Below are 23,466 nucleotides of genomic sequence, written 5' to 3'. Positions count from 1 at the left end.
CGTACGACAGTGACATTGCTGCCCCTTCGCCTTGCATGTATTAAGCCTGCCGCTAGCGTTCATCCTGAGCCAGGATCAAACTCTCCATTGTAAATGTTTGTTTGCTACATTAAGTAGCTTAATTCTATTCAAACGAGTTTTTCTTACTCTTTTGGTCTATCTCATCATGTCAAAGAACAGTGCCAACCGCGCTTTCTTTTCTTCGTGTCAGTCGCTTCGTTTGCGATTGGGATTGCAAAGGTAGAAAACATTTTTTCAAGTCCAATACCTAGGCAAGAAAAAAGTCGAAAAATTTGAAAGTTCTTCGACTTTTTAAATTATTCAAAAGCATTGTACAATTATTCGCCGGAAAGGAACGGATATTTATAGTCTTTCGGCGAAACAAGCGTCTCTTTCAATGCACGCGGCGATACCCATCTCAGCAGGTTTAAAACCGATCCGGCCTTATCATTTGTACCCGACGCACGTGCCCCACCAAATGGCTGCTGCCCCACGACTGCCCCGGTCGGCTTATCGTTTATATAGAAGTTACCCGCGGCATTCACCAAATGCCTGGTCGCATATTCAATGGCATACCTGTCTTTTGAAAACACGGCACCTGTCAATGCATAAGGAGAAGTGGCGTCGATGACGGGAATGATCTGCTCGAATTCATTTTCATCATACACATATATAGTGAGCACCGGCCCGAAAATCTCTTCGCACAGGGTCACATAATCCGGCTTGAAGGCCTGAATGATGGTCGGCTCGACGAAATACCCTTTAGACTTGTCAAAATTGCCTCCTGCGACGATTTCCGTATCGGCACTGGCCTTTGCCCCATCTATATAAGAAGCGATCTTGTCGAACGATTTTTCGTCGATTACAGCATTGACGAAGTTAGAGAAATCCTCAACGCCGCCCATTTTGATCTCGGCCAAATCAGCCAGCATGAATCCTTTTACCTCTTCCCACAAATTGGAAGGAATATAAGCGCGGGAGGCTGCCGAGCATTTCTGCCCCTGGTATTCGAATGCACCTCTCACAAGGCCCGTAGCGACCGCCTTAGCGTCCGCAGACTTATGCGCGAGCACGAAGTCCTTACCGCCTGTTTCGCCTACTATTCTTGGAAAAGTCTTATAAGTAGCGATATTCTCGCCAATCGTTTTCCAGATCGTTTGAAAGACCTTAGTACTACCCGTGAAATGCACACCCGAGAAATCGGGATGCTTGAAGATCACATCACCGGCAATCGGACCGTCGGCCAAAACCATATTAATAACACCATCCGGCAACCCCGCTTCTTTGAATATTCTCATGATCACATTAGCCGCGTAGACCTGTGTAAAGGCCGGCTTCCAGATCACCACATTACCCATCAGGGCAGGTGCAGCAGGCAGGTTTCCAGCAATGGCCGTGAAGTTGAATGGTGTAATAGCGAAGATAAAACCTTCCAGCGGACGGTACTCCATGCGGTTCCAAACACCTTCCGAAGAAATAGGCTGTTCTTCATAAATATCCCGCATAAAATTCACATTAAGGCGCAGGAAATCAATGATTTCACATGCTGAATCAATCTCCGCCTGATAGGCGTTTTTAGACTGTCCCAGCATCGTCGCTGCATTCATTTCAGCGCGATACGGGCCGGCGATCAACTCCGCCGCTTTCAGGAAAATTGCAGCGCGTTGTTCCCACGTAAGCGTAGCCCAACCTTTTCTCGCTTCCAAGGCCGCATCGATGGCTTTCGCAACATCTTCTTTGGTTCCCTCGTGAAAATAGCCCAGAATGTGCTGATGATCATGCGGGGGCGACACCGCCTTTTTGTTTTGCGAATAGACTTCCTCACTACCTATATATTGAGGTATATCAATGACTTTGGCGCGAGCCGCCGCAAGTGCCTTTTTAAGCTCTGAGCGTTCCGGGCTGCCGGGTGCGTAGCTTTTCACCGGCTCATTCTTAAGTGCCGGCACATTGAAAATTCCTATCGACATGTTATTTGGTTTGTTATATTGATTTACTACTTATTAATACTGAACAAAATTATCCTGCTGCGCGATCCTCACAATGCTCCAATGCAAAGTACCATTCAGATATGTGAATTAAAAACGCATATAAAAGTGGTCAAACAACTGACCTGCCGGGATTTTAGTTAAATTTGCGCTCCCATTTTCCGGATCAATTTATATCAAAATGACATTCTACAGTACCAAAACTGCCGACTTAAAGGCATCGCTGGAAGAAGCCGTTTTCAACAGCCTTCCTCCCGATAACGGTCTCTACATGCCTGAATCCATCCCGACGATTTCGAAGGAATTTCTGGCCGATATTGAAAATAAGTCATTCAAAGAGATCGCCATCGAGGTGACCGCCACGCTTTTGGGCAGCGAAATTACAAGAAGCGAAATTGAATCCATCATCGGCCGTGCATATGATTTTGAGGCACCGGTGAAGAAAATCACGCCCAACGACTATGTTCTCGAGCTGTTCCATGGCCCATCCATGGCGTTTAAGGACTTTGGAGCCCGTTTTATGGCGGCGATCATGTCCTATTTTTTGCAGCGCTCTAACAAAGAAATACGCATTCTGGTTGCGACGTCCGGGGACACCGGTGGCGCCGTTGCGCAAGGTTTTTATAAGGTGCCTGGCATTTCCGTCACAATCCTTTACCCGAGCGGGAAAGTAAGCGACATTCAGGAAAAACAGCTCACCACCCTCGGCCATAATGTAACAGCCCTGGAAGTCGATGGTACATTCGACGACTGCCAGCGCCTGGTAAAAGAAGCATTCCTCGATCCTGAATTAAGTGCAAAATATAACCTGGCGTCGGCCAACTCCATTAACATTGCCCGGCTCATCCCACAATCATTCTATTACTTCGCGGCTTATGCGCAGCTGAAGAAGTTGGGTAAGCCTTTGGTGATCTCCGTACCAAGCGGAAATTTCGGAAACCTCAGCGCAGGCATCCTCGCCTATCGCATGGGTTTACCGGTTGAACATTTCATCGCGGCTACCAACGTAAATAATGCTGTACCGCGTTACCTCGAGTCCGGCAACTACGAACCACTTCCTTCCATTGAAACAATATCCAACGCTATGGACGTCGGCAGCCCGAGCAACTTTGTGCGGCTGACCCGATTTTTCAATGACGACTGGAATGCGATCAACGAAAAAGTTTCCGGCGCGTTCTTCAACGACGAGCAAACGCAAAAAGCCATGCGCGAAGTTTTTGGAAATGCCAACTACGTAATGTGCCCACACACCGCGGTCGCCTACCGGGGTCTTCAGGAGTACCGGAAAAAAACGAACAGCGATTTTACCGGCGTCTTCCTTTCGACCGCCCATCCGGCCAAATTTATTGACCTCGTTGAAGAAACGTTGGGAAAAAGTATCGATGTACCCGAAAGACTGAAATCGCTGCTTGATATTGAAAAAGTGTCGATCAAAATGAAACCTGAATTTTCAGAATTCAAATCACTATTAATGAGTGAGTTAAAATAGAAATACTGGCTTTTAATGCGCCCGAGATTTGAATATTTGACTGAATCCGGGTGGAAGCACGTGAATTTTGAAATGTAAAAGGCCCCGAAGTTCGTCACTTCGGGGCCTTTTTTTATTCTTCTCAGAAATTTCACTAGTTGATCACGTCACCTCTCAAAATCCGGAATCGCTTCCTCGACTCGGCAACAAAAATGCTGCCCGGATATTTTTCCATCAACTCCTGGTACAACTTCATCGCCTGGTCCTTGTCGTTGAGTTTCTCCTGGTAAAGTTTCGCCATCGCAAAGAGCGCGTCGTCGCCATACAGGTCGTGGCCAAATTTGGAATACAACAATTTCAGATCCGCCATTGCCTGCTGGTTGCTGTCGAGCTTAATGTAGGTCTTCGCGGTAAGCCAGAGGATCTCGTCGGCGAGACTGTGGTTCTCGTATCTTTTATAAAGTTGTTTCAAAGTGTCGATCGCCTCGAACTTCTTATTCTGGAACAATTGGAGTTCCACAGAGGAGTAGGCCTTCATCGCTGCCTCCGTGCTATCGAGCCCCGTGTTGTCCATGATTAATAGCGAAAGCTCGTTCGCGTCGTTTGCAATCTCGCGGCTGGTCGCCTTTTTCAGGATGTCCAGAACAGCCTTGGCCAGTTCAAACTCGCCTTTGAAATAATGCAGCTTCGCATTCCGCAGCTTCGCTTCGTAACCTAGCACATCGTCCTTCTGCGATTTTTCTACTTGCGAATACACCAAAGTCGCTTCCCAGGGCTCGCCTTGCAGCAGGTAAATGTCGCCCAAGTCCAGCTTGCATTTATCTACAAAACTCTTCTCTGCCTTACCCGCTTCGATAGCCATTTGCAGTATCTCGATGGCCTTTTTGAAATCATCCATATAGAATGCATTCAAAATAGCCATGTTTCGCAGCGCCTCAATTGTCCGGACATTCACGCCCAGTTCGTCCACCAGTTGCTGGTATTGACCGAGCAGCTTTTGCACCTCGCTCCGTTTAACAGGATAAGTATTTTTAACCTGCTCCTCACGAGCGAAAATCGCCATTCTTCGAGCCACAGGATAGAGCTGGCCTTTCGGATACTCCTTCACCAAATGATCGAAGATCGTGCCGGCATTCGTATAATCGTTGTTCTGCAGGGCCAGCATTCCCAGGTTATAAAGCCGAGATCCGTTGTGTTTGAAACGACGGTCCAGCGCCCGTTCCTGGATAAATGCTTTATAAAAATCCTTGCGCTGCACCTGGTACCAGATCAGCAGCTCATTATAAAAACCCTCTTGCGGAAATTTCTGGATCTTATCATATAGTACCTTTTCCAGCAATGCCTGCTCCTTCTCGTCCTTCGTAAAGTCCTGAAGCATATTCTGAACTACCTCGGTATTCTGGTAGCGCATTCCATAAGAAAGCAGCTCATCGATCATCTTCTCGGGTTGGTTCAAATCGCGGTAAACGCTCGCCAGTTCCAGCTGGAAAATGTCGTAGCGCTTCGCACTCTCGCGGGCCTCGAGCAGGATATTCTTCGCCCATTCCGACTGGTTTTGCGCCCTGAATTCCTCCGCCAGATCGCGTTTAAGCTCCGTTCTCACACCCGATGCGGTAATGACCTGCTCATACTTTTTGGACGCCTCCACGGCCTTCCCCTGATTCTCAAGCATAATGCCCCAGTTGAGATAATACCAGGCCGCATTATTGGCATCACCTTTAATCTGCTTTTTGAAAAACTGCTCGCCATCTCCCCAGGCCTTGCTCTTCACAATACAGCTGGTGTAGTTCTTAAGGGAGATTTTTTCGAAAGAACTTTTCAGGAATGAAGAATAATAACTGAGCGCCTTCGGACAATCCCCATTTTTGAAATATTCCTCGGCCAGCTCCCGCTCGCCCTGCCCGAACGCCGCCGCCGCCCCGGAAAGCAGAAATCCTATCATCAAACAGCTCGTAACCCTTTTCATAATAGATAAAAAAATCTTTTTCCTTTAGTTATTATCCTTCAGTGTGCCTGTGGATTTGTGAATAAAAGCCTTATCCACTGTAGATTAACATACTTATTCACATTTTGTGGATAAGTATATGCAGTTATCCACTGTAGAAATTTTGAAAATCAACATTTAAGTAGTTGAAATACAAGTTAGGAATTATTCTGTTCACATCGGAATGTGGGTAAACGCCTTTAGTTGACTACTTTTGTTATCCACAGTTTCTAAAGTGAATCAACGTACTGTTAACTCTGATTTAGATGTTGGTTATCCACTGGAGGCCTGAATTCACTTTTTTATCCACACATATTAGGGGTTATCCACAAGGTTGTTCACATTTTCACCCCTTTTACCAACAAAATTTCCGCGTTATTCACATAGTTATCCACAGACTGTAGACAAAAATGTCATTATTTTTCTTCAGGAATCGTGATATTGATGTCGTTCAACTCGAAATTTGCCTTCAAAAGGATCTTGTCCGGGAGGTAATAGACTGGTTCGGGCTGTAGGTCCTTGTCCATTTGGCCGGTGTCCCATCTTCTGTTCCGGTTTTTGTCGATTGTAATGCGTAAAAAATATTTTCCTTGAGGAATATTCTTGAAAGTGTAGGGCGATTGGTAAAGCGTTTCGACGATCTTATACTGTTCGTCGACCAGGTCAAGAATGAAATGCACGGAGGTATCCGCATTCGTCACGCGGCCGCGGATTACGCCATAGTCTTCTTCCTTTAAAATAGTATGCCGGAGCAGCGTTTTTGGAAGGGTGTCACCCTCGACGCTGATGATCGAGCCTTTCGGAATGTCCCACTTCACCGTGTCTTTAGCGAACGATTTAGCGTCGATTGTGAGGATATTGTGGTTTTTGTTCCAACTGTATTTAAATGCACTTAATGGCTCGTGCGTGAGACTGTCGGAGATCAATGCGATCTTCTGATCATCGATTGTGCGGATGGGTTTATTAAGGATAATCTTGTAGGTGAAGGTGTTGGTAAGGGGTTTGTTAGCTTCTGGAATGGTTGTAAAAGACATTGGATCGAGCTGGCGGTTTTTGCCGCGCTGCGCCTGAAATGCGATTTTTTGCTCGAATTCGCCCGAAATTCCCAAAGAATCCAAGGTTTTGAGTTTTACTAAAGTGGTATCGGAATGGGGCTCTACGTTGAAAAATTTGAGATTTGTGCCGTTCGGTTCGAGCAGGTAGGGGAGCGAATCTTTATTTACAAAAGTTACCTCGACGTTTTCAATCGGCTTGCTAAATACTACCGCGTAATTGTTCACCTTGGGTAAGGTGCGCTGTACTTTTAAGAGCGTGTTGTCGGAGAGATACATATTCAGCTGATAAGCGGCGGAATCGGTGCCGGCAGTGATGGTTTTGCCTAAAAATCCCATCCGTTCGTCCTTCGCGTTGTAAAGCATATTGCGGTTTTTGTCGTCGATCGCAATGAGTTTATACTGCCGTGTCTGGATATTTTCAATAGAGAAGACACCGCTGCTATCAGTGCGGGAGAAGTAGTAGGGCTTTTGTTTGGCGATATTGAGCGTATCACTGACGTTATACAGGCCCACAAGCGCGTCAAAAATAGGCTTGTTGGTGCGGATATCTTTCAAGGTCCCATACACACGCCCGGAGTCGAGCGAGTTGCCCGTACTGAAGACAATTTTGAGGTTTTTCGCCGGATTTTTTTCTGCAAAATCCTTGATGGCATCGCCGAAATTCAGCGTAAAAGTAGTGCTGTCCTTGAATTGATTTTTGAAGGAAAGCAGCACCGACATGCCATTTTGTTTGTAGGAATAGGGGTTATCAGCCTCGGGAGTGATGACCAGTTTCTGGTTGATATTGTCGACTACCACATATTCATCGAAGAACAGCTCGATCTTTTTACCTTTAAAATTGAGGGTTTTGTTCGCAGGATTACTCTCCACGAGCATAGGTGGAATGGAGTCCCTCTTGCCTCCGGTAGGGGGTACCTGTTGTGCGCAGCGTTCGAAGAAGAACAGTATGAGGATGGCAAATACAATCGTTCTAAGCATTTTCAGATGAATTTAAAAAGCCCCCAATACAGTGGGTATTGAGGGCCGTTTGATGTGTTGGTACTGGTCAGTTTTTCGAGATAATGTAGATCAGGCTGGAAGTATTGAGCTCCTTGTTGGTGCCGGCGCGGCCTTTCAAATTGGATTGCAGACCGGTGATCGCACTATCGACGAGATTGGTTTTACTGCTTTTATACTTCGTGCTAAGCATGCTTACATAGAATGAATCGAACCACATCGGAAGTATCTTTTTTACCGTTAATCCGTGCCTTTGGAGGAGATTTCTCATCGTAGCACGGGTGAAGTGATACAAATGGCGCGGAACGTCGTAGGCGGCCCAAAAACGGCCATATTTTAAGGCGTCGTAGGACTGCGGATTAGGCACCGCGATGATGATCCGTCCGTTCGGTTTTAAATGATCCTGGAGCCAGTCGATCGTTTCGTTCAATTTATGGACGTGTTCCAATACGTGCCACATGCTGATGATATCATACTGCTGCGCTCCGACGTTCTCTTCGAAGATGCTTTCAAATATGGTTGCTCCTACCCTTTTAGAGGCAACTTCACGAGCTCCTGAATCGGGTTCGGTTCCGAATGTTTTCCAGCCATTGAGCTTTACTGCACCCAGGAAATTGCCCGTTCCGCAGCCAATATCGAGCAAGGTTCCTTTCGGCTGGACGAGGCTGTTGATCAGTTTTACCTTCTCTTCAATCGTATGATTTCGCACAGAAGTATACACTTTGCTCATCAGATCTTTGGCTTCATCATGATGAGAAATGTAGTCCTGCGACTCATAATATGCGCCTATCTGCTCCTCCGACGGACGGGGATTCGTGAACAGAAAATAGCAGGAATTGCATTGCTGGATCGTGAATTCTTTGTGCGAAACAGTATAGTCCTCCACATTCAGGTAATTGCTGAAACTGGATTGCTGGCATACCGGGCATTTGTCGAGCGTTTCTAAAGACATTAGCGGCCTATGTAAAGCATTAAAACAGATATATCCGAAGGGCTGACACCGCTGATGCGCGACGCCTGCCCGATCGTGGAAGGACGTGTTCTTTTCAGTTTTTCACGGCCTTCAAAGGACAAGGAAGTGACGCCATCGTAGTTAAAATTTTCTACGATCGCGAGGTTTTCCAGCTTATTCATTTTCTCTACGAGCAGCATTTCCTTTTCAATGTAGCTGTCGTATTTCAGGTTGATCTCGGCTTGCTGTACGGAATCGATGCCATATTCGGCAAGCAATTCAGTTACCACAGGGCTGGCTTCAAGCAACTGGACGATTGAAATCTGAGGCCTTCTGAGTAATTGCGCAATGGCAATTTTCTCACGGATCGGTGCGGTGCCGATCGCTTCCAGAGCAGGATTGATCTCGTCGGGCGTCAATTTGGTCGCGTTCAGTTTGGCGATGATCTCCTCGGTTTCGCGTTTCTTTTTGCGTACTGCCTCTACCCTCTCGTCACTGGCCAAGCCGATCTCGTAGCCTTTTTCTGTAAGTCTTAAATCTGCATTGTCTTGGCGGAGTAATGTACGGTATTCGGCGCGGGATGTGAACATGCGGTAAGGCTCTTCGGTGCCTTTGTTAATGAGGTCGTCGATGAGCACGCCGATGTAAGCTTCCGATCTTTTCAAAACAAATGGATCGAGATCGTTCACATTCCGGTTGGCGTTTATACCAGCCATCAGTCCCTGGCAAGCGGCTTCTTCGTAGCCGGTCGTACCGTTGATTTGGCCCGCGAAAAACAGGTTCTTCACCAGGTGGGTTTCGAGCGTAGATTTGAGCTGTGTCGGCGGGAAGTAATCGTACTCGATCGCATAGCCGGGACGGAACATTTTAGCATTCTCAAATCCCGGGATTTTCCGGAGCGCGGCATATTGCACGTCTTCCGGTAGCGATGTGGAGAAGCCATTGACGTACACTTCCACAGTATCCCACCCTTCCGGCTCTACGAAGATCTGGTGACGGTCCTTGTCGGCGAAGCGGTTGATCTTATCCTCTACCGACGGGCAGTAGCGAGGACCAAGCCCCTTAATGCGTCCGGAAAACATAGGCGATTTTTCGAAGCCGGTTTTCAACACATCGTGTACTTCCTGGTTGGTGTAGGTGATCCAGCAGCTGCGTTGTTTGGCAAGCGGCTTGGTGTCGGTGTAGGAGAACTTGGCTGGGTTTTCGTCACCGGGTTGCTCTTCCATTTTCGAGTAGTCGAGCGAGCGCCCGTCTACGCGGGGAGGTGTTCCGGTTTTCATACGTCCTGCTTCGAATCCCAACGTCACCAGTTGCTCTGTCAAACCGGTAGCAGATTTCTCTCCGGTGCGTCCGCCGCCGAAGTTCTTTTCGCCGATATGGATAAGTCCATTCAGGAAGGTGCCGTTCGTTAGCACCACCGCTTTGGAGCGAATTTCGATGCCGAGACTCGTCACTACTCCGCAGGCTTTACCGTCCTCGACGATGATATTCTTGGCGGTGTCCTGCCAGAAGTCGACGTTCGGATTGTTCTCGAGAATGGACCGCCATTCCTCGGCGAATCTTACCCGATCGCTTTGGCAACGCGGGCTCCACATGGCTGGGCCTTTGGATAGGTTCAGCATCCGGAATTGGATCATCGTTTTGTCGGAGACGATCCCCGACTGTCCGCCGAGCGCGTCGATCTCCCGGACGATCTGTCCTTTCGCAACGCCTCCCATGGCGGGGTTGCACGACATCTGCGCGATGGTGTGCATGTTCATTGTGATCAGCAGCACCGACGAGCCCATCGTCGCTGCGGCAGCGGCGGCTTCGCATCCGGCATGGCCTGCGCCTACCACGATCACATCATATTCCTGAAACATATTATTACTCACTTGTTAAACCACTTTAATTAAAGTGTTCCACGTGGAAATTTAACTAGAACAGCCTAAGATACTCATCTTCTTTAGCCCTCATGGCCGTTTTAAGCGCTTCACTTGTGTCGTCGTACCCCGCGAGGTGTAGCAACCCGTGAATGAGAACACGGCGCATTTCTGAGTCAAAATCGGTGTGGAACGTTGCTGCATTTTCACGTACCCTGTCTACACTGATGTAAATATCTCCCTCTACTTGATTGTCTTCCTCACTATTGTCAAACGTAATGATGTCAGTGAAATAGTCGTGATCGAGATACTGCTTGTTGATTTCAAGAAGGTATTCATCCGAACAGAACACGTAATTCAATTGAGACAACTCATAACCTTCTGAAATTGAGGCGTTTTTGATCCATTTTTTTGTTTTTAACGGATTAACTACCTTAAAATCAATGTCTTCCGAGAAGAAACTTACCATGTTTGATAGCCATACACCATTGCCCGGTTAAGCGGCGCCGGGTGCATGATATTTAAATATTTGATCGTAAATAATTTACAAACTTACGAAGTCTGTCATTAAGAACATGAAAAACAAGGGATAGCGTCTGTAAACCCCTGTTAAAAAGAGTTAACGCTATCCCCTACCTTAGCCCAACAAAATGGGCGTGTGATCAGTTCTTGGCCTGGTATTTGCGGAAGTAGCTGTCTACCTCGCGTTTGTAGAATGGTGAGAATGTAGGCGGTATCGTGCGGAGCAGTTCGGTTTGCTTCTCTTTTTCGCGGATGTATTTTTCAAATGCCGCGGGTGGGTTTTTGGGTAGCTGCTTCGCGGCTTGTGCCTTGCGCTGCTCGTCTTCGTCCTGCTCTTTCATCGCTTTCTCGGATTCGAGCAGACGGGTCGTGATTTCCTGATTGCGCTTGATGAGCTCAGGCGTCACACGCTTGTTCACGAGGTCGGTTTCGGTCTCGTCCATTTTTTCGGCGATGTCCTGCAATTCCTTGCCCATTTGCTGGCCTTGCTTGGTGCCCTTTTGCTGTTCCATCAGGTCCTGGATCATCTTGCGGATCGCGGCTTGCTGTGCGGCCATTCTCGCGAGTTGTTCCGACTGGTTTCCCTGTCCTTCCTTACCCTGGCCGAGCTGTTTGATCTGTCCGTTCAGTTTCTCCTGCATTTCGCCCATGCCCGGCTGCTCGCCTTTTTGCTTGCCCTTCTTGCCTTTGCCGGCGCCTGGCATAGCCATCGCCATTTGCTGCTGCATTTGGTTGAATACGTCGCTCAGCATTAATGCTAGATTGTTCATGGAGGTCATGGCGAATTGCTGTTTCGAAGTAGCGACATTAATCTGCCGGTCCTTGATGCTTTTCACGCTTTCGTTCATGTACGACTTCATATCGTTCAGCTCGCGGGTAATGAACGACTGGATCTGTACGACACGGCCGGCTAATGCATAAAGGCTATCCTCCACAATCTTCGCGTCGTCTTTCAATTTCAACTGCTGCTGGCCGAGTTTCACGAAGCGCGGGTCTTGCAGGCTCACGCCGCGGAAATCTTTCATTAAGGTTTCCTGGTCGAAGGATAATGTGATCAGGTTTTCCAGAATGTCGCGCAATGCATCGAGGTTTTCCTGCATTTGCTCCATTTCGGCCGACTCCATTTGCTCCTGCATCGACTGCGCCATTTTCTTCATCGATTTTGCCGCATTTTTTTGCGACTGAGAAGCTTTCTGGTTCTGTTGCTTGTCGAGCTGCTGCTTGCTCTGTTCCATCTGCTCAGAGGCGTTTTTTTGCTCCTCTTTCTGCATATCGAGCTCCTGTTCCAGCTCTTTGCTCATCTCTTCAATTTCCTTGCTATTCTCCTGGGCTTTTTTGAAGTCGTCCTGGATTTTCTCTTGTTCTTTTTTCAGGTCTTGGTTTTTGCCCTGCTTCTCGTCGCCGTTCTTGTTTTTATCGTTCTGTTCCGATTTTTCAGCCAGGTTTTCTTCTTTATCGGCCAAATCGTTCAGTTTTTCGGCCAGGTTTTCCATTTTCTGCTCCATTTGCATTTGCTTGAAGAGTTTCATGGTCCGTTCGAGTTCTTTTTCGAGGTTATTTTCCTTGTTACGGAGTTTTTCGAGCATGCTCGACATCCGTTCGCTCTGTTTTTGTTCCAAAAGCTTCTTGAGCTCTTTATACAGCTTTTCGGTATCCTCGTCCATCAAATCGTTCATGAGCTTCTGTAACTGCTCGATCTTCGCTTGCAACTCGGGACTTTGCTGATTGAACTGACGCGCCTTTTCATTGGCATCCTGATGTTTTTCTTTCAATGCTTCCAATTCCTTCATCAACTCCTCCCGCTTGCGAAGTACTTCTTCGATTTGTTTCTGCTCTTTGAAATCGAGTTCCTTATTGCTTTTGAGACGATTGTCGAGGTTTTCGATATCTTTTTGCAGGCTCTGCGCCTTTTTCATCGCCGATTGCATCTGGTTCTCCGTTGCCTGCTCCGATTTCCGCACCTCGGCTTCCAGCTGGTCTTTGGACGGAACAGTGAACTGTATCGAGCGCGAGCGGGCGCTTTTCGCGCCATTTACGCCGTCATTGTCCCACACCTGGGCATAGTACTCGATCTTGTCGCCCGGCGCGAGTTTAAGGCTATCTACATACCACTGGAAGAAGAAGCTCTGGGTATTGACGGTTTTGTTAAACGGAATAGGAATGCTCTTTGGCGCCGCAGGCTTGTCCTCATTCGCTCTTTTGACGGAATAGAACATCCGAAGCTGTGAAAACCCGTAATCATCGCTGATCGACCCGCCCAGCACGAGGTAGTTGTATAATGTGGTATCCTGGAAATTTTCGAGGTTCATTACCGGATATTTGTCCGGAATGACATTGATGAAATAGCCGATCTTATCCGAATTGGTTGTCTGTTCATTTTTAAGGTTTACCTGGTATTGGGCAGATTTCCGGACGGTCCTACGAATTTCAAAATGATCGCCATTACTTTCCTTCGCCGTATATAATGCAGAGTCATTCTCGAATTTGATGGCCAATGCTTTGGTAGACGACGTATTGAAATTCCATTCGATGGTTGTGCCTTCCGGTACCGAGAGGTTTCCTACATTGTTCAACCCTTCGGACGGTTTGTTCAAATACGCAGGATAATGCAGGTTCACATCAAACGACAATAGCGACGGCCGTTCGTTCACTACAATGAGGTATTCGTCGGAAGCATAGCCGGCAGCGTCAAAAGAGAATGCAACATCGCGCTGGAGATTTTTAAATGTGTACGAAAAATCCTTTGCGCTTTCCTGCGTCAGTTTGAAGCGTGTACCGTTCTGCACGAGATAAACGGCGGATGGTAATGCTTCTCCCTGCAGTTTTAGTTTTAATGTAAAATCCTCGTTTCTAAATGCTTTCAGACTTTTGTTTTGCAGTTCAAAAGAGAACGGCGCATAAGTGTAATTCTTCTGGAAATGGATAATGCGCTCGGAACTGGAAGAGAAAAATGAAGGGTTGAAAAGCAAAATCACCGCAATCGCCGCCAATGGATACACGGCGTATTTCAGCCTCTTTTTGTTTTCATTGAAACGAATGGCATCCGAAAAGCGAACGATCAGCAATTGACTCGATTTCTGCCGGATACTCGCCTCGATCAGATCCGATTGCATGCCTGTCAGGTTTCGAAGCTGCAATGTATTGACAAGCTTATCCCCTACCTCCGGGAAATACTGCCCGATCTGCAATGCGGCCTGTTCATCCGAGAGTGGTTTTTTCAAACCGTACAAATGGATCAGCGGCTGCACGACCCATTGCACAAAAGAAAATACCAGTACCGCCAGGAAGCCGAAAAACAGCATCCCGCGAACCAGCGAACTGAACCGCCCGAAATATTCGATCGTATTGAAAAACAAAAAGACAGTCAGCAGCAGCCCGATCGAAAAGATCGCACCTTTGAGTAACTGGTTCTGATAATATTTCTGACGGTATTCCTGAATGCGTAGCAACAGGCCTTCCATTGAGGTAGTGAAAGGAGCCATAGTGGTCTAGGTATAACTGTGAAGTTTTTATAACGCCTGCGGCTCCTAAAAATTACGAATGCGCAGACACACAAAAAACAAAGAAATATAGCGAATTCCTGCCGCATTTGCCCATAAAGTATTGAAAAATCCGGGTATCGTAACACAATGTGCCGTGATGCGGGAAATGCAACTTCGTAGGCTCCACAACCGAAGTAGTTCGTAGGGTGAATGAGTCAGAACGAAATCAGCAAACCGGCCGAGGCGTAGTTGATCCAGTTGAAATTGTAAATTTTGTCATTGTCCGCGCCGCCTTCGAGCATACGGTACCCGAGCTTGATGCCGATCGTATTGTTGAAATTATAGGCGATGCCGCCGAAGATATCCTCAGCCCGTCCCTGCTTCGCTGCGAGCGCGTCGCCTTCGAGAATGAGGGTCCAGTGGTAGGCCGGCTTCCAGGAAGCGTAAAAATTAATGAGCGGCACAAAGCCGAGGTTGTCATAATGGGTGTCGGCATACTCGCTCTTGAACCGAATGTCGGCGTCGCGGATCTTGCCGGTGAGCCCCACCCCTACCCTCCACTTTCCGTTCGCCAGAAAATCGTAGCGATAGGTAAGCCGGTACGAGTTGAACCGGTAGTCGACGTTGAGCGGCTGGCCGGGTAGGAAGTTGTTATTATTAAAATTGGTGTTTTGTGAAAGGGCCCCACGGTAGTGGACTGTGAGCGGCGCGAAAAATGCGGAGATGTTGTGGCGGTTACCAATTCGGTAACCCGCACGAATGCGATAAAACGCACTCCGGTCAAGGTCGAGTTGCTCTGGAAGATTCACGCGCGTACCGTTCCCGCTCGGAATTTGTACTTTATTATAACTGGTGCCCAAAATGAGGCCGCCTTCGAGGTCGAAATTGAATTGCGCCAATGCGGGCGTATATACGCTGCATATGAGGACGATGAGAGAACAAATAGCGGTTTTCATAGGCAACGTTGGTATATAAAAAAACAAACAACCCGGGGACGGATTGTTTGTACAAAATTAATGCCTGAAGAAAATCAAAATCGGCCGCTCCGCGGCGATTTTAGGCCGGAATTGCCTCGGAAGAGTTTTTTACCTCCTTAACGAAGGCTTTGATGTCGTTTTCGAGATCGGTGCTTTGCTGCAACACGCGGATAAACGCGCTTCCGATGATCGCGCCGGCGGCATGACTCGAAGCCTTCACGAAAGTATCGTGATCTTTGATCCCAAAACCGATCAGTCGCGGATTGCGGAGGTTCAATGCGTCGAGTCTTTCGAAGTACGCTTCCATATCGCCGCTTACGCCCGACTTAGAGCCGGTAACGCTTGCGGAGGAAACGGTATAGATAAAACCTTCGCTCACCTCGTCGATCTGGCGAATGCGCGCTTCCGAAGTTTGCGGCGTTACCAGGAAGATGTTCAGCAGTCCATGCGCGTCGAATACGGATTTGTATTCATCCAAATACACGTCCATTGGCATATCCGGAAGAATAAGCCCGTCCACTCCTACTTCGGCGCATTTGGCGCAGAATGCTTCGATACCATATTGCAATACCGGATTGATATAACCCATGAGCAGCACCGGCACGGTTACTGTCTCACGCATGTTTTGCAGCTGATCGAAAAGAATCCGTACCGACATGCCGTTTTCTAGGGCCCGGTCGTTGCTCTGCTGGATCGTTTCGCCGTCCGCCACCGGGTCGGAATAAGGCATTCCAATCTCAACGAGGTCGGCGCCGCCTTCCTGCAAAGCCCGCAATACACGGGTGGTGTCGTTCAACTCGGGAAAGCCTGCCGTGAAATACACGTTTAGCAGTCCAGGGCTTTCCGCCGTTTTATTAAAATTCTGAAAAAGACTTACAATGCGGTTCATTCTTGTGTCCAGTAATCAACAACCAATACTTTGTCCAGGTGTGGTTCCAGGACTTTAACAAATGCTTTGTGCTCAGGATGAGGCAGGTACACTTCGCGTCCGGCTTCGCTGTCGAAGCTTACGAAAAACACGTGTGTGAATCCTTGTGCCAATCCTTCGGGGCTGTTGTTGGTACCCCATTCAAATCCTTTCACCTCTTTGATTTTAGAAGGGAGCTTGCGGAAAGCATCTTCCACTTCTTTCACTTGCGCAGGCGTTGCAGAATCCTTGAATTTGAAAAGAACAACGTGGCGCAACATTTTTTTAGGTGGATTTGAAGGTGAAACAAATGACATGGTGCTGAAAAGGACCATGGAAGCAAGCAAAAAGAGTTTAAATCTCTGCATATGGTGGTATGGATTAAAGTGATCCGTAACTAGGCTGAGCAGTTGAGGCATTCGCCTTCGTCGCTGAATTTCAGGCGGTCGAATTCGCCCAGTTTTTCTTTCATTTCAAGGATCTCGTCTTCCATGTCGCAACGTTCGAAGAGCGACAGTTCACCTGAGTTTACCTTTGCTTCCAGTTCCTGAATTTTCAATCGGAGATCGAAAACCTCTGGCAATGTCAATGTAGCCATGTGATGTTGTATTGAGGTGAGAATTAATCGATGTATTTCATATAAGTGCCCATATCCTTGTCGCCGCGGCCCGAGAGGTTCAATACCACCGTTTCATGCTCGGAAGCGCCCAGGCGGCCCAAAACGGCCAATGCGTGCGATGATTCCAGAGCGGGGATAATGCCTTCCAGGCGCGTGAGTTCGAATGCCGCTTGTACCGCTTCGTCGTCAGTAGCTGAGACGAACGTACCGCGACCGCTGGCAGCAAGCCAAGCGTGCTGAGGGCCGATGCCCGGGTAATCCAACCCCGCGGAGATAGAAAATGGTTCCACTACCTGGCCGTCTTCGGTTTGCATCAGGATCGTACGGCTTCCATGGAGCACACCGGGCTTACCCAATGCAACCGTAGCCGCCGAATGCCCTGAAGTAAGTCCTAAACCTGCGGCTTCCACAGCTACCAATTTGACGTTTTCTTCGTCGAGGAAGTGGTAAAATGCCCCTGCGGCATTGCTGCCGCCGCCTACGCAGGCAATCACATAGTCGGGTGTTTCTTTACCGATATGCTCATGGAGCTGAGAACGGATTTCCTGGGAAATAACCGACTGGAAGCGTGCTACCATGTCGGGATAAGGGTGTGGACCTACCACCGAGCCGATAATGTAATGCGTATCGACAGGATTGTTGATCCAGTGGCGCATGGCCTCATTGGTGGCATCTTTCAGCGTACGCGACCCGCATGTAGCCGGGCGTACTTCTGCGCCGAGCATCTTCATACGTGCTACGTTAGGCGCCTGGCGCTCGATGTCGAGCTCGCCCATGTACACGACGCATTCGAGGTTCATCAATGCGCAAACGGTGGCGGTTGCCACGCCATGTTGCCCGGCGCCGGTTTCGGCCACAATACGTTTTTTGCCCAGGCGCTGCGCCATCAGGATTTGCCCGATGGTGTTGTTCACCTTGTGCGCGCCGGTGTGGCAGAGGTCTTCCCTTTTGAGGAAAATATTGGTTTTATATTTTTCCGAAAGCCGGTGGGCTGGATAAAGTGGTGTAGGGCGGCCTACGTAATGGCGTAGTAAATCGTTGAATTCCTTTTGAAAAGAAGGGTCTGCGATTACTTGCAGGTAGTTTTCACGTAATTCTTCAACATTCGGGTACAGCATTTCAGGAATGAATGCGCCCCCGAAGGTGCCATAGTAACCGCGGTCATTTACCTGATACGACTTCTTTTCTGCAATTGATTCCATAAAAATTAAGCTTCCGCTTCTTCTTGTTCTTTTACGCGAACTAAACTAAATAACTCTTCCAGCTTGGCGATGTCCTTCACGCCCGGCTCGGTTTCAAACTTGCTGTTGACGTCGATGCCGTAAATGGGGAGTGTCTGGGATAATGTGATAATCTCTTCGATATTGTCGAGCCCGATACCGCCGCTGAGGAGGAAAGGCTTTTCGTTATCGTATTTGCTCAGCAGTTTCCAGTCGAATGCCGTGCCGTTACCGCCGGGGTTTTCGCCCTTTGTATCAAACAAAAACAGGTCACAAAACGACTTATAGTTGTTCAGCATCGCAAAGTTGAACTTTTCATCGATCGAGAATGCCTTGATCACGCTCACACCTTTCTGACGAATGCTGCGGCAGATGTCGGGCATTTCGTTGCCGTGCAGCTGCACATATTGCAGGTCGTACTTTTTGACCATATTCAGGATATGGCCGGGGTTTGTATTCACGAATACCCCAACTTTTTTGATACTTTGAGGAATGCTGCGGATGTATTCCTCATTCAGTTCCTCACCTACAAAACGCGGTGATTTTTCATAGAAAATAAACCCCAGAAAATTGGGCTGTAAGGCTACTACCTGCTCAATGTTGTCTTGCTGGCGCAATCCGCAAACTTTAATTTTCATAGAACCAGAGGATTTAAATTGCTATGTTGAGTTAAGTTTTGTTGCAAACCTGCAAGTGCGGCCCCGGGGTTTACAGTTTTCATAAACGTTTCTCCTATCAAAAAGCCTTTGTAGCCGTGTTGAAACAGCTTCACAATGGTTTCGGCGTCTTTCAAACCGCTCTCCGAAATCTTCACAAACTGTTCCGGGATCAGCTCGCTGAGCTCGACCGACGTTTCAATGGAAGTTTCAAATGTTTTCAAATTGCGGTTATTGACGCCGACGATGTCGATATGCTCGCCTACACTTGCAGCCAGTTCTTCCGCATTGTGGACTTCCAGCAGCACTTCCAGGCCCAGATCGTGTGCCTTGCGGCTCAAATGAGCGATTTCCGAAGGCGTAAGGCACGCTGCAATGAGCAGGATCACGTCCGCGCCGATCGATTTGGCTTCAAAAAGCTGGTATTCGTCCACGATAAAATCTTTCCGGAGCATCGGAATCTGCGGATTGGCTTCTCTGGCTGCCAGGAAATCGGCAAATGAACCGCCGAAAAAGTCGATGTCGGTCAACACGGAAAGTCCCACGGCACCAGAGTCCACATAATCCTTCGTCACGATTTCAGGCCGCACGTCGGCATTGATAACGCCTTTGGAAGGAGATTTTCGTTTGAATTCCGAGATAATGCGGGGTGAAGTAGATGACCTTAGCGCCGCCGAGAGTGAAGCCGTCGGGCGCGAGAACAATGGCTCCTTTTCCAGATCGGAAATGGACCGCTGCTTTTTCGATTCGCTGATTTCTTCCTGCTTGCGGGCGATAATTTTTTCTAAAATATTCATCTAAAAATGCTGTAACTGCAATTATAAAAAGGGAGAAATGCTTCCCCGCTAACTATTCTTCGATCAATTTTTTGAAAGCTGCCAACGCTTTCTTGCTTTCGAGCGACTCCCGGGCTGTTTCCACAGCGTCGGTCAGCGACAATGCCGGATTGGCACAATAGAGCGCCATCGCCGCATTGGCCAGCACCGCCTGTTTTTGGGAAGGCGTTGCCGTATCGTTCAAAACATTCATAAAAATGCGGGCGGACTCTTCCACTGTAACGCCACCAGATAAATCATCGGCGCGCAAGGTTTGAAGCCCTAGATGAGAGGGGGTAAGAACTTGCTCGGAATGAGCGGTGATAATCTTAAAAGCACCTGTCAATGACACTTCGTCGTAGCCGTCTAATGCGTGAAGAACCAGAAATTGCTTATCCGTTTGTTGGTAAAGATAAGCAAAAAGACGCGCTAATTCAAGACTAAATACGCCCACAAGCTGTTTTTTCGGCGATACCGGATTCACCATCGGACCGAGCATATTGAAGAACGTTTTCACGCCCAATTCCTTCCTTACCGGCGCTACATTCTTCATAGCCGGATGAAAAAGAGGAGCATGCAAAAAGCACACACCGGCCTGGTCGATCTTTCGTTCCAGGTAATCCTTTTCATTCGTAAACTTCGCTCCGAGATATTCCAGGACGGTCGACGATCCGCACATGGATGAAACGCCGTGGTTACCATGCTTGGCCACCCTTTGACCAGCCCCTGCCACCACAAAACACGACAATGTCGAAATATTGAAAGTATCCTTGCCATCGCCCCCGGTCCCGCAAACGTCGATCGGGTCATATGCCGACAAATCCACCGAAAGGCAGAGTTCGAGCAAGCCGTCACGGAAGCCTTCCAGCTCTTCGACGGTAATGCTGCGCATGGCATAAGTTGTTAAAAATGAAGCAATTTCGGAGTTGGAATATTTACCGGTTCCAATTCCCATCAAAACGTCTTTGGCTTGCGACTTATCGAGGACTTTGTATTCAAAAAGATGGCTAAGAATGTGTTTCATGACAGTTTTTAATTGCTAATATCGTCGGGTAAGGTGGTGTTAGTTCAAATGCGGAGGTCAGATTTGCAACCAGTTTTGCAGCATTTCCTTGCCATGCTCCGTTAAAACAGATTCAGGGTGGAATTGGAGCCCTTTCACGTCGTATTTTTTGTGTGAAAGCCCCATTACGCGGCCCTTTTCGTCCACGGCGGTGATGGTCAGGTCGTCGGTGAATGTTTCGGGAATAACAGTCCAGGAATGGTACCGGCCGACTTTGATATGCGTAGGCAGGCCCTTGAAAATGCGCTCGCTGGCGTCGGTAACAATGGCCGTGTCGGCAATACCGTGCAGCACGTCGGTCATATTTTCCAACTCGGCGCCGTACACCTCTCCTATTCCCTGGTGCCCCAGGCAAATGCCGAGAATGCTTTTGGAAGCTCCGTATTCGCGGATTACGTCGTGCATAATGCCGGCCTCGGAAGGAATACCGGGTCCGGGCGAAAGAAGGATCTTGTCGTAATTTCCGACGTCTTCCAGCGCGATTTTATCGTTCCGGTAAATGTCTACCTGGTCGTGCAGCTCGCGGAGGATGTACACGAGGTTGTAGGTAAAAGAATCGTAATTGTCGAGAACTAGTATTTTCATCTGATTTCAAATCGTTTTAAACGGCAATTTTATAATCCAGGACCAGCTCGTCCCCTGCTTTTCCACGAATGCCCCAATTGTGCGGCGGAGTCTCGGTAAGCGTGATTTCCACGTCGTTGGGCGTGATACCGAGCTCTTCCTCAAACTTTTGGAAGATCAGCCGGTACAAATGCTTCTTCGCTTCGATCGAACGGCCTTCAAACAGGGCTATTTCGATGATCGTATAGCGCTCGCTCCTGCCTTCGGGATAAAAGAAATCTCCTTCATCAAGGTAAAAGAACCTGTGTGCACGCTTGTTTTGCGGATATTGAAAGGCTTCTACAATGCAGCTATGCAATGTGTCGGACAATTGCTCCCAGATCGCGTACAGCGAAGATTTGAGGCCATATATTTTGATCTGTGACATGGCTGTTTTCCTTAGAGCTCTTCCGCGACCTTGATAGCCTGGCGTAATGCGGCCAGTTTGCTGTTGATTTCCTGTAATTCACTTTCCACATTCGATTTCGCCACCACGCCCATTCCTGCGCGGAAGAAAAGCGTATTGTCCTTGGCCAGGAACGTCCGGATCGCGATCGCGTGGTTGAAATCGCCATTGAAATCCATGAAACCGATGGCTCCGCCGTAAATGCTGCGGTTGCTGGTTTCCATCTGGTCAATGAGCTTCATCGCATTGTGCTTCGGCGCACCCGACAAGGTACCTGCGGGAAATGTGTCGGCCACGAGTTGGAGCGGGTTCACATCCTTGTTCATTTTGCCTACCACCTTCGAAACGAGGTGGATCACGTGCGAGTAGTATTGCACTTCCTTGTAATTCGTGACTTTTACGGCGTCGCAGCTCCGGCTGAGGTCATTACGTGCCAGATCGACCAACATCACGTGCTCAGCAGTCTCTTTGGGGTCATTAAGCAAGTCTTGTGCGGCTTCCGCGTCCGCCTGATCGTCACCGGTGCGGCGGAATGTGCCTGCAATCGGGTGGATTTCGGCCTGCCCGTTTTTAATAAATATCTGTTTTTCGGGAGATGATCCGAAGATCTTGTAATTGCCGTAGTCGAAGTAGAAGAGGTAAGGCGATGGGTTAATCGAGCGCAATGCGCGGTAAACGTTGAACTCGTCGCCCTGGAATTGGCGGCTGAACCTGCGCGAAGGAACGATCTGGAACACATCCCCGCGGAGGCAGTGGTCTATTCCTCTCTGAATCACTTTCCGCATCTCGTCGTCGGTGACGTTCGATGTTTCTTCGGCGGTAACATTGAAACCGTACTGCGGAAAATTCCGGTTCTTGATCAACACCTCGATCTGGTCGATACCGCCTTCTGCTGTTGTTTCGCCGTATTGATGTTCAAAAATGTAAAGCTCGTTTTTGAAATGGTTAATGGCGATTACGTACCGGTAAACCTGGTAGAATATCTGGTCAATTTCGGTCTCCGGGTTGGTCGGCTGTATTTCAATGTCCTCGAAATAGGTCACCACATCGTAAGTCATGTGCCCGAAGAGGCCGTTTGTGATGAAGGGAAACTTGCTCTTTTCGGATTTGAAGCTCTGGGCAAAGCCATATAAAGCTTGCACGGCATCTTTCCGGTTGGTCAGCTCGAAGTTGACTTCGGAACCGCCGGGAAACTTCTGGGTTACTGTGCTATTGTTCAGTTTGAAAGAAGCAATAGGATCACAGCAGATGTATGTAAATGAGTTTTCGTTGCCGTGGTAGTCGGAGCTTTCCAGGAGTATTGTATTGACGAAGCGGTCTCTAAGCTTCAAATAGATCGAAACGGGCGTCAATGTATCGGCCAGGAGCTTTTTGTGGCGTGTGGTAATCTGATAAGTCTTGTCCAGGGTTTTCATGTGCAAGTTGTAATGTAAAGTGTATAAAAAAACGGCTCGCTGTCAGATGAACAGCGAGCCGTTTGAATGTATATTTTGATTCTATACCATGCAATAGCATTACTTGTCCATCTTGGAAGGATAAGTACGCCACCACCAAATAGTATTGAATAATTTCATAGTTGATTGTTGCCTTGCGGCTGTTACAGGTGCAAATATAGGAAAAAGAATATTTGCTGCAGTGTTTTGCAAAATATTTCTGCAAGATTTTGCAAAGGTTCGTGCTTGAAATGCGTCAGAATGGAGGAGTCAACTAGGTTTAATCCTATTTAAAATCCTGTCATACTGACAGGAAACGCAAAAAAGCATCCTTTATGGGGATGCTTTTATTGTGATTAATAGTTGTGGCGGCTACCTACTTTACCGGGTTTGAACCAAGTATCATCGGCGGATCCGGGCTTAACTTCTCTGTTCGGGATGGGAAGAGGTGAACACCA

At 48.0% G+C, this 23,466-nt stretch carries 19 protein-coding genes and 2 rRNA genes; 1 reads left to right on the top strand and 20 read right to left on the bottom strand.

Going from position 1 to position 23,466, the window contains the following annotated elements; genetic code table 11:
- A 16S ribosomal RNA gene (locus CLV60_RS33790) occupies positions 1–91 on the bottom strand; the annotation flags it as partial.
- A gap of 247 nt (positions 92–338) precedes the next feature.
- Positions 339–1,970 (bottom strand): L-glutamate gamma-semialdehyde dehydrogenase, encoded by a 1,632-nt coding sequence (pruA, locus tag CLV60_RS33785; RefSeq protein WP_106599813.1) that lies wholly within the window; start codon positions 1,968–1,970, stop codon positions 339–341.
- A gap of 199 nt (positions 1,971–2,169) precedes the next feature.
- Between pruA and thrC the strand changes: the two genes are divergently transcribed.
- The gene (thrC, locus tag CLV60_RS33780; protein ID WP_106599812.1) at positions 2,170–3,477 is read left to right on the top strand and encodes a threonine synthase; all 1,308 of its coding nucleotides are present in this window, start codon (positions 2,170–2,172) and stop codon (positions 3,475–3,477) included.
- 133 nt (positions 3,478–3,610) lie between these two features.
- Here thrC and CLV60_RS33775 read toward each other — a convergent pair whose 3' ends face one another.
- The 18 genes from CLV60_RS33775 to rrf form a co-directional block, all read right to left on the bottom strand.
- Positions 3,611–5,398, bottom strand: a complete 1,788-nt coding sequence (locus CLV60_RS33775) for a tetratricopeptide repeat protein (RefSeq protein WP_106599811.1) — start codon at positions 5,396–5,398, stop codon at positions 3,611–3,613.
- 458 nt (positions 5,399–5,856) lie between these two features.
- Entirely contained in the window at positions 5,857–7,473 is a 1,617-nt protein-coding gene (locus CLV60_RS33770; protein WP_106599810.1) for an Ig-like domain-containing domain, read from the bottom strand.
- Positions 7,474–7,540: 67 nt separating this feature from the next.
- Positions 7,541–8,443: a class I SAM-dependent methyltransferase gene (locus CLV60_RS33765; RefSeq protein ID WP_106599809.1), complete on the bottom strand. Its 903-nt coding sequence runs from the start codon at positions 8,441–8,443 to the stop codon at positions 7,541–7,543.
- Entirely contained in the window at positions 8,443–10,305 is a 1,863-nt protein-coding gene (gene mnmG, locus CLV60_RS33760) for a tRNA uridine-5-carboxymethylaminomethyl(34) synthesis enzyme MnmG (protein ID WP_106599808.1), read from the bottom strand. Before mnmG ends, CLV60_RS33765 begins: the two co-directional genes overlap by 1 nt.
- 55 nt (positions 10,306–10,360) lie before the next feature.
- Positions 10,361–10,774, bottom strand: a complete 414-nt coding sequence (ybeY, locus tag CLV60_RS33755; protein ID WP_106599807.1) for an rRNA maturation RNase YbeY — start codon at positions 10,772–10,774, stop codon at positions 10,361–10,363.
- Between the two features lie 193 nt (positions 10,775–10,967).
- Complete coding sequence (locus CLV60_RS33750; RefSeq protein ID WP_106599814.1) at positions 10,968–14,288, bottom strand: DUF4175 family protein; 3,321 nt, start codon at positions 14,286–14,288, stop codon at positions 10,968–10,970.
- A 236-nt stretch (positions 14,289–14,524) separates the two neighbouring features.
- Positions 14,525–15,265: a porin family protein gene (locus CLV60_RS33745; RefSeq protein WP_106599806.1), complete on the bottom strand. Its 741-nt coding sequence runs from the start codon at positions 15,263–15,265 to the stop codon at positions 14,525–14,527.
- 100 nt (positions 15,266–15,365) lie between these two features.
- Positions 15,366–16,175 carry a tryptophan synthase subunit alpha gene (gene trpA / locus CLV60_RS33740; RefSeq protein WP_106599805.1) on the bottom strand — a complete coding sequence of 270 codons (810 nt, stop codon included), beginning with the start codon at positions 16,173–16,175 and terminating at the stop codon, positions 15,366–15,368.
- Positions 16,172–16,528: a Dabb family protein gene (locus CLV60_RS33735; RefSeq protein ID WP_106599804.1), complete on the bottom strand. Its 357-nt coding sequence runs from the start codon at positions 16,526–16,528 to the stop codon at positions 16,172–16,174. The genes trpA and CLV60_RS33735 overlap by 4 nt, the downstream gene beginning before the upstream one ends.
- A gap of 62 nt (positions 16,529–16,590) precedes the next feature.
- Positions 16,591–16,791, bottom strand: a complete 201-nt coding sequence (locus CLV60_RS33730; protein ID WP_015813244.1) for a hypothetical protein — start codon at positions 16,789–16,791, stop codon at positions 16,591–16,593.
- A 23-nt stretch (positions 16,792–16,814) separates the two neighbouring features.
- Positions 16,815–18,014: a tryptophan synthase subunit beta gene (trpB, locus tag CLV60_RS33725; protein WP_106599803.1), complete on the bottom strand. Its 1,200-nt coding sequence runs from the start codon at positions 18,012–18,014 to the stop codon at positions 16,815–16,817.
- A 5-nt stretch (positions 18,015–18,019) separates the two neighbouring features.
- Positions 18,020–18,670, bottom strand: a complete 651-nt coding sequence (locus CLV60_RS33720; RefSeq protein WP_106599802.1) for a phosphoribosylanthranilate isomerase — start codon at positions 18,668–18,670, stop codon at positions 18,020–18,022.
- Positions 18,667–19,485, bottom strand: coding sequence for an indole-3-glycerol phosphate synthase TrpC (gene trpC / locus CLV60_RS33715; RefSeq protein WP_106599801.1), 819 nt, complete (start codon positions 19,483–19,485; stop codon positions 18,667–18,669). The genes CLV60_RS33720 and trpC overlap by 4 nt, the downstream gene beginning before the upstream one ends.
- A gap of 52 nt (positions 19,486–19,537) precedes the next feature.
- Positions 19,538–20,527: an anthranilate phosphoribosyltransferase gene (trpD, locus tag CLV60_RS33710; protein ID WP_106599800.1), complete on the bottom strand. Its 990-nt coding sequence runs from the start codon at positions 20,525–20,527 to the stop codon at positions 19,538–19,540.
- Positions 20,528–20,584: 57 nt separating this feature from the next.
- Positions 20,585–21,151 carry an anthranilate synthase component II gene (locus CLV60_RS33705; RefSeq protein WP_106599799.1) on the bottom strand — a complete coding sequence of 189 codons (567 nt, stop codon included), beginning with the start codon at positions 21,149–21,151 and terminating at the stop codon, positions 20,585–20,587.
- A gap of 16 nt (positions 21,152–21,167) precedes the next feature.
- The gene (locus CLV60_RS33700; protein ID WP_106599798.1) at positions 21,168–21,557 is read right to left on the bottom strand and encodes a tautomerase family protein; all 390 of its coding nucleotides are present in this window, start codon (positions 21,555–21,557) and stop codon (positions 21,168–21,170) included.
- An 11-nt stretch (positions 21,558–21,568) separates the two neighbouring features.
- Positions 21,569–22,990, bottom strand: coding sequence for an anthranilate synthase component I family protein (locus tag CLV60_RS33695; protein WP_106599797.1), 1,422 nt, complete (start codon positions 22,988–22,990; stop codon positions 21,569–21,571).
- Between the two features lie 381 nt (positions 22,991–23,371).
- Positions 23,372–23,466, bottom strand: a 5S ribosomal RNA gene (gene rrf / locus CLV60_RS33690); the annotation flags it as partial.

Origin of the sequence: Dyadobacter jiangsuensis (genome assembly GCF_003014695.1) — a bacterium.
GTDB classification, from domain to species: domain Bacteria; phylum Bacteroidota; class Bacteroidia; order Cytophagales; family Spirosomataceae; genus Dyadobacter; species Dyadobacter jiangsuensis.
The sequence above is the reverse complement of the archived record's forward strand: the minus strand, read 5'-3'. Positions and strand labels throughout refer to the sequence as shown.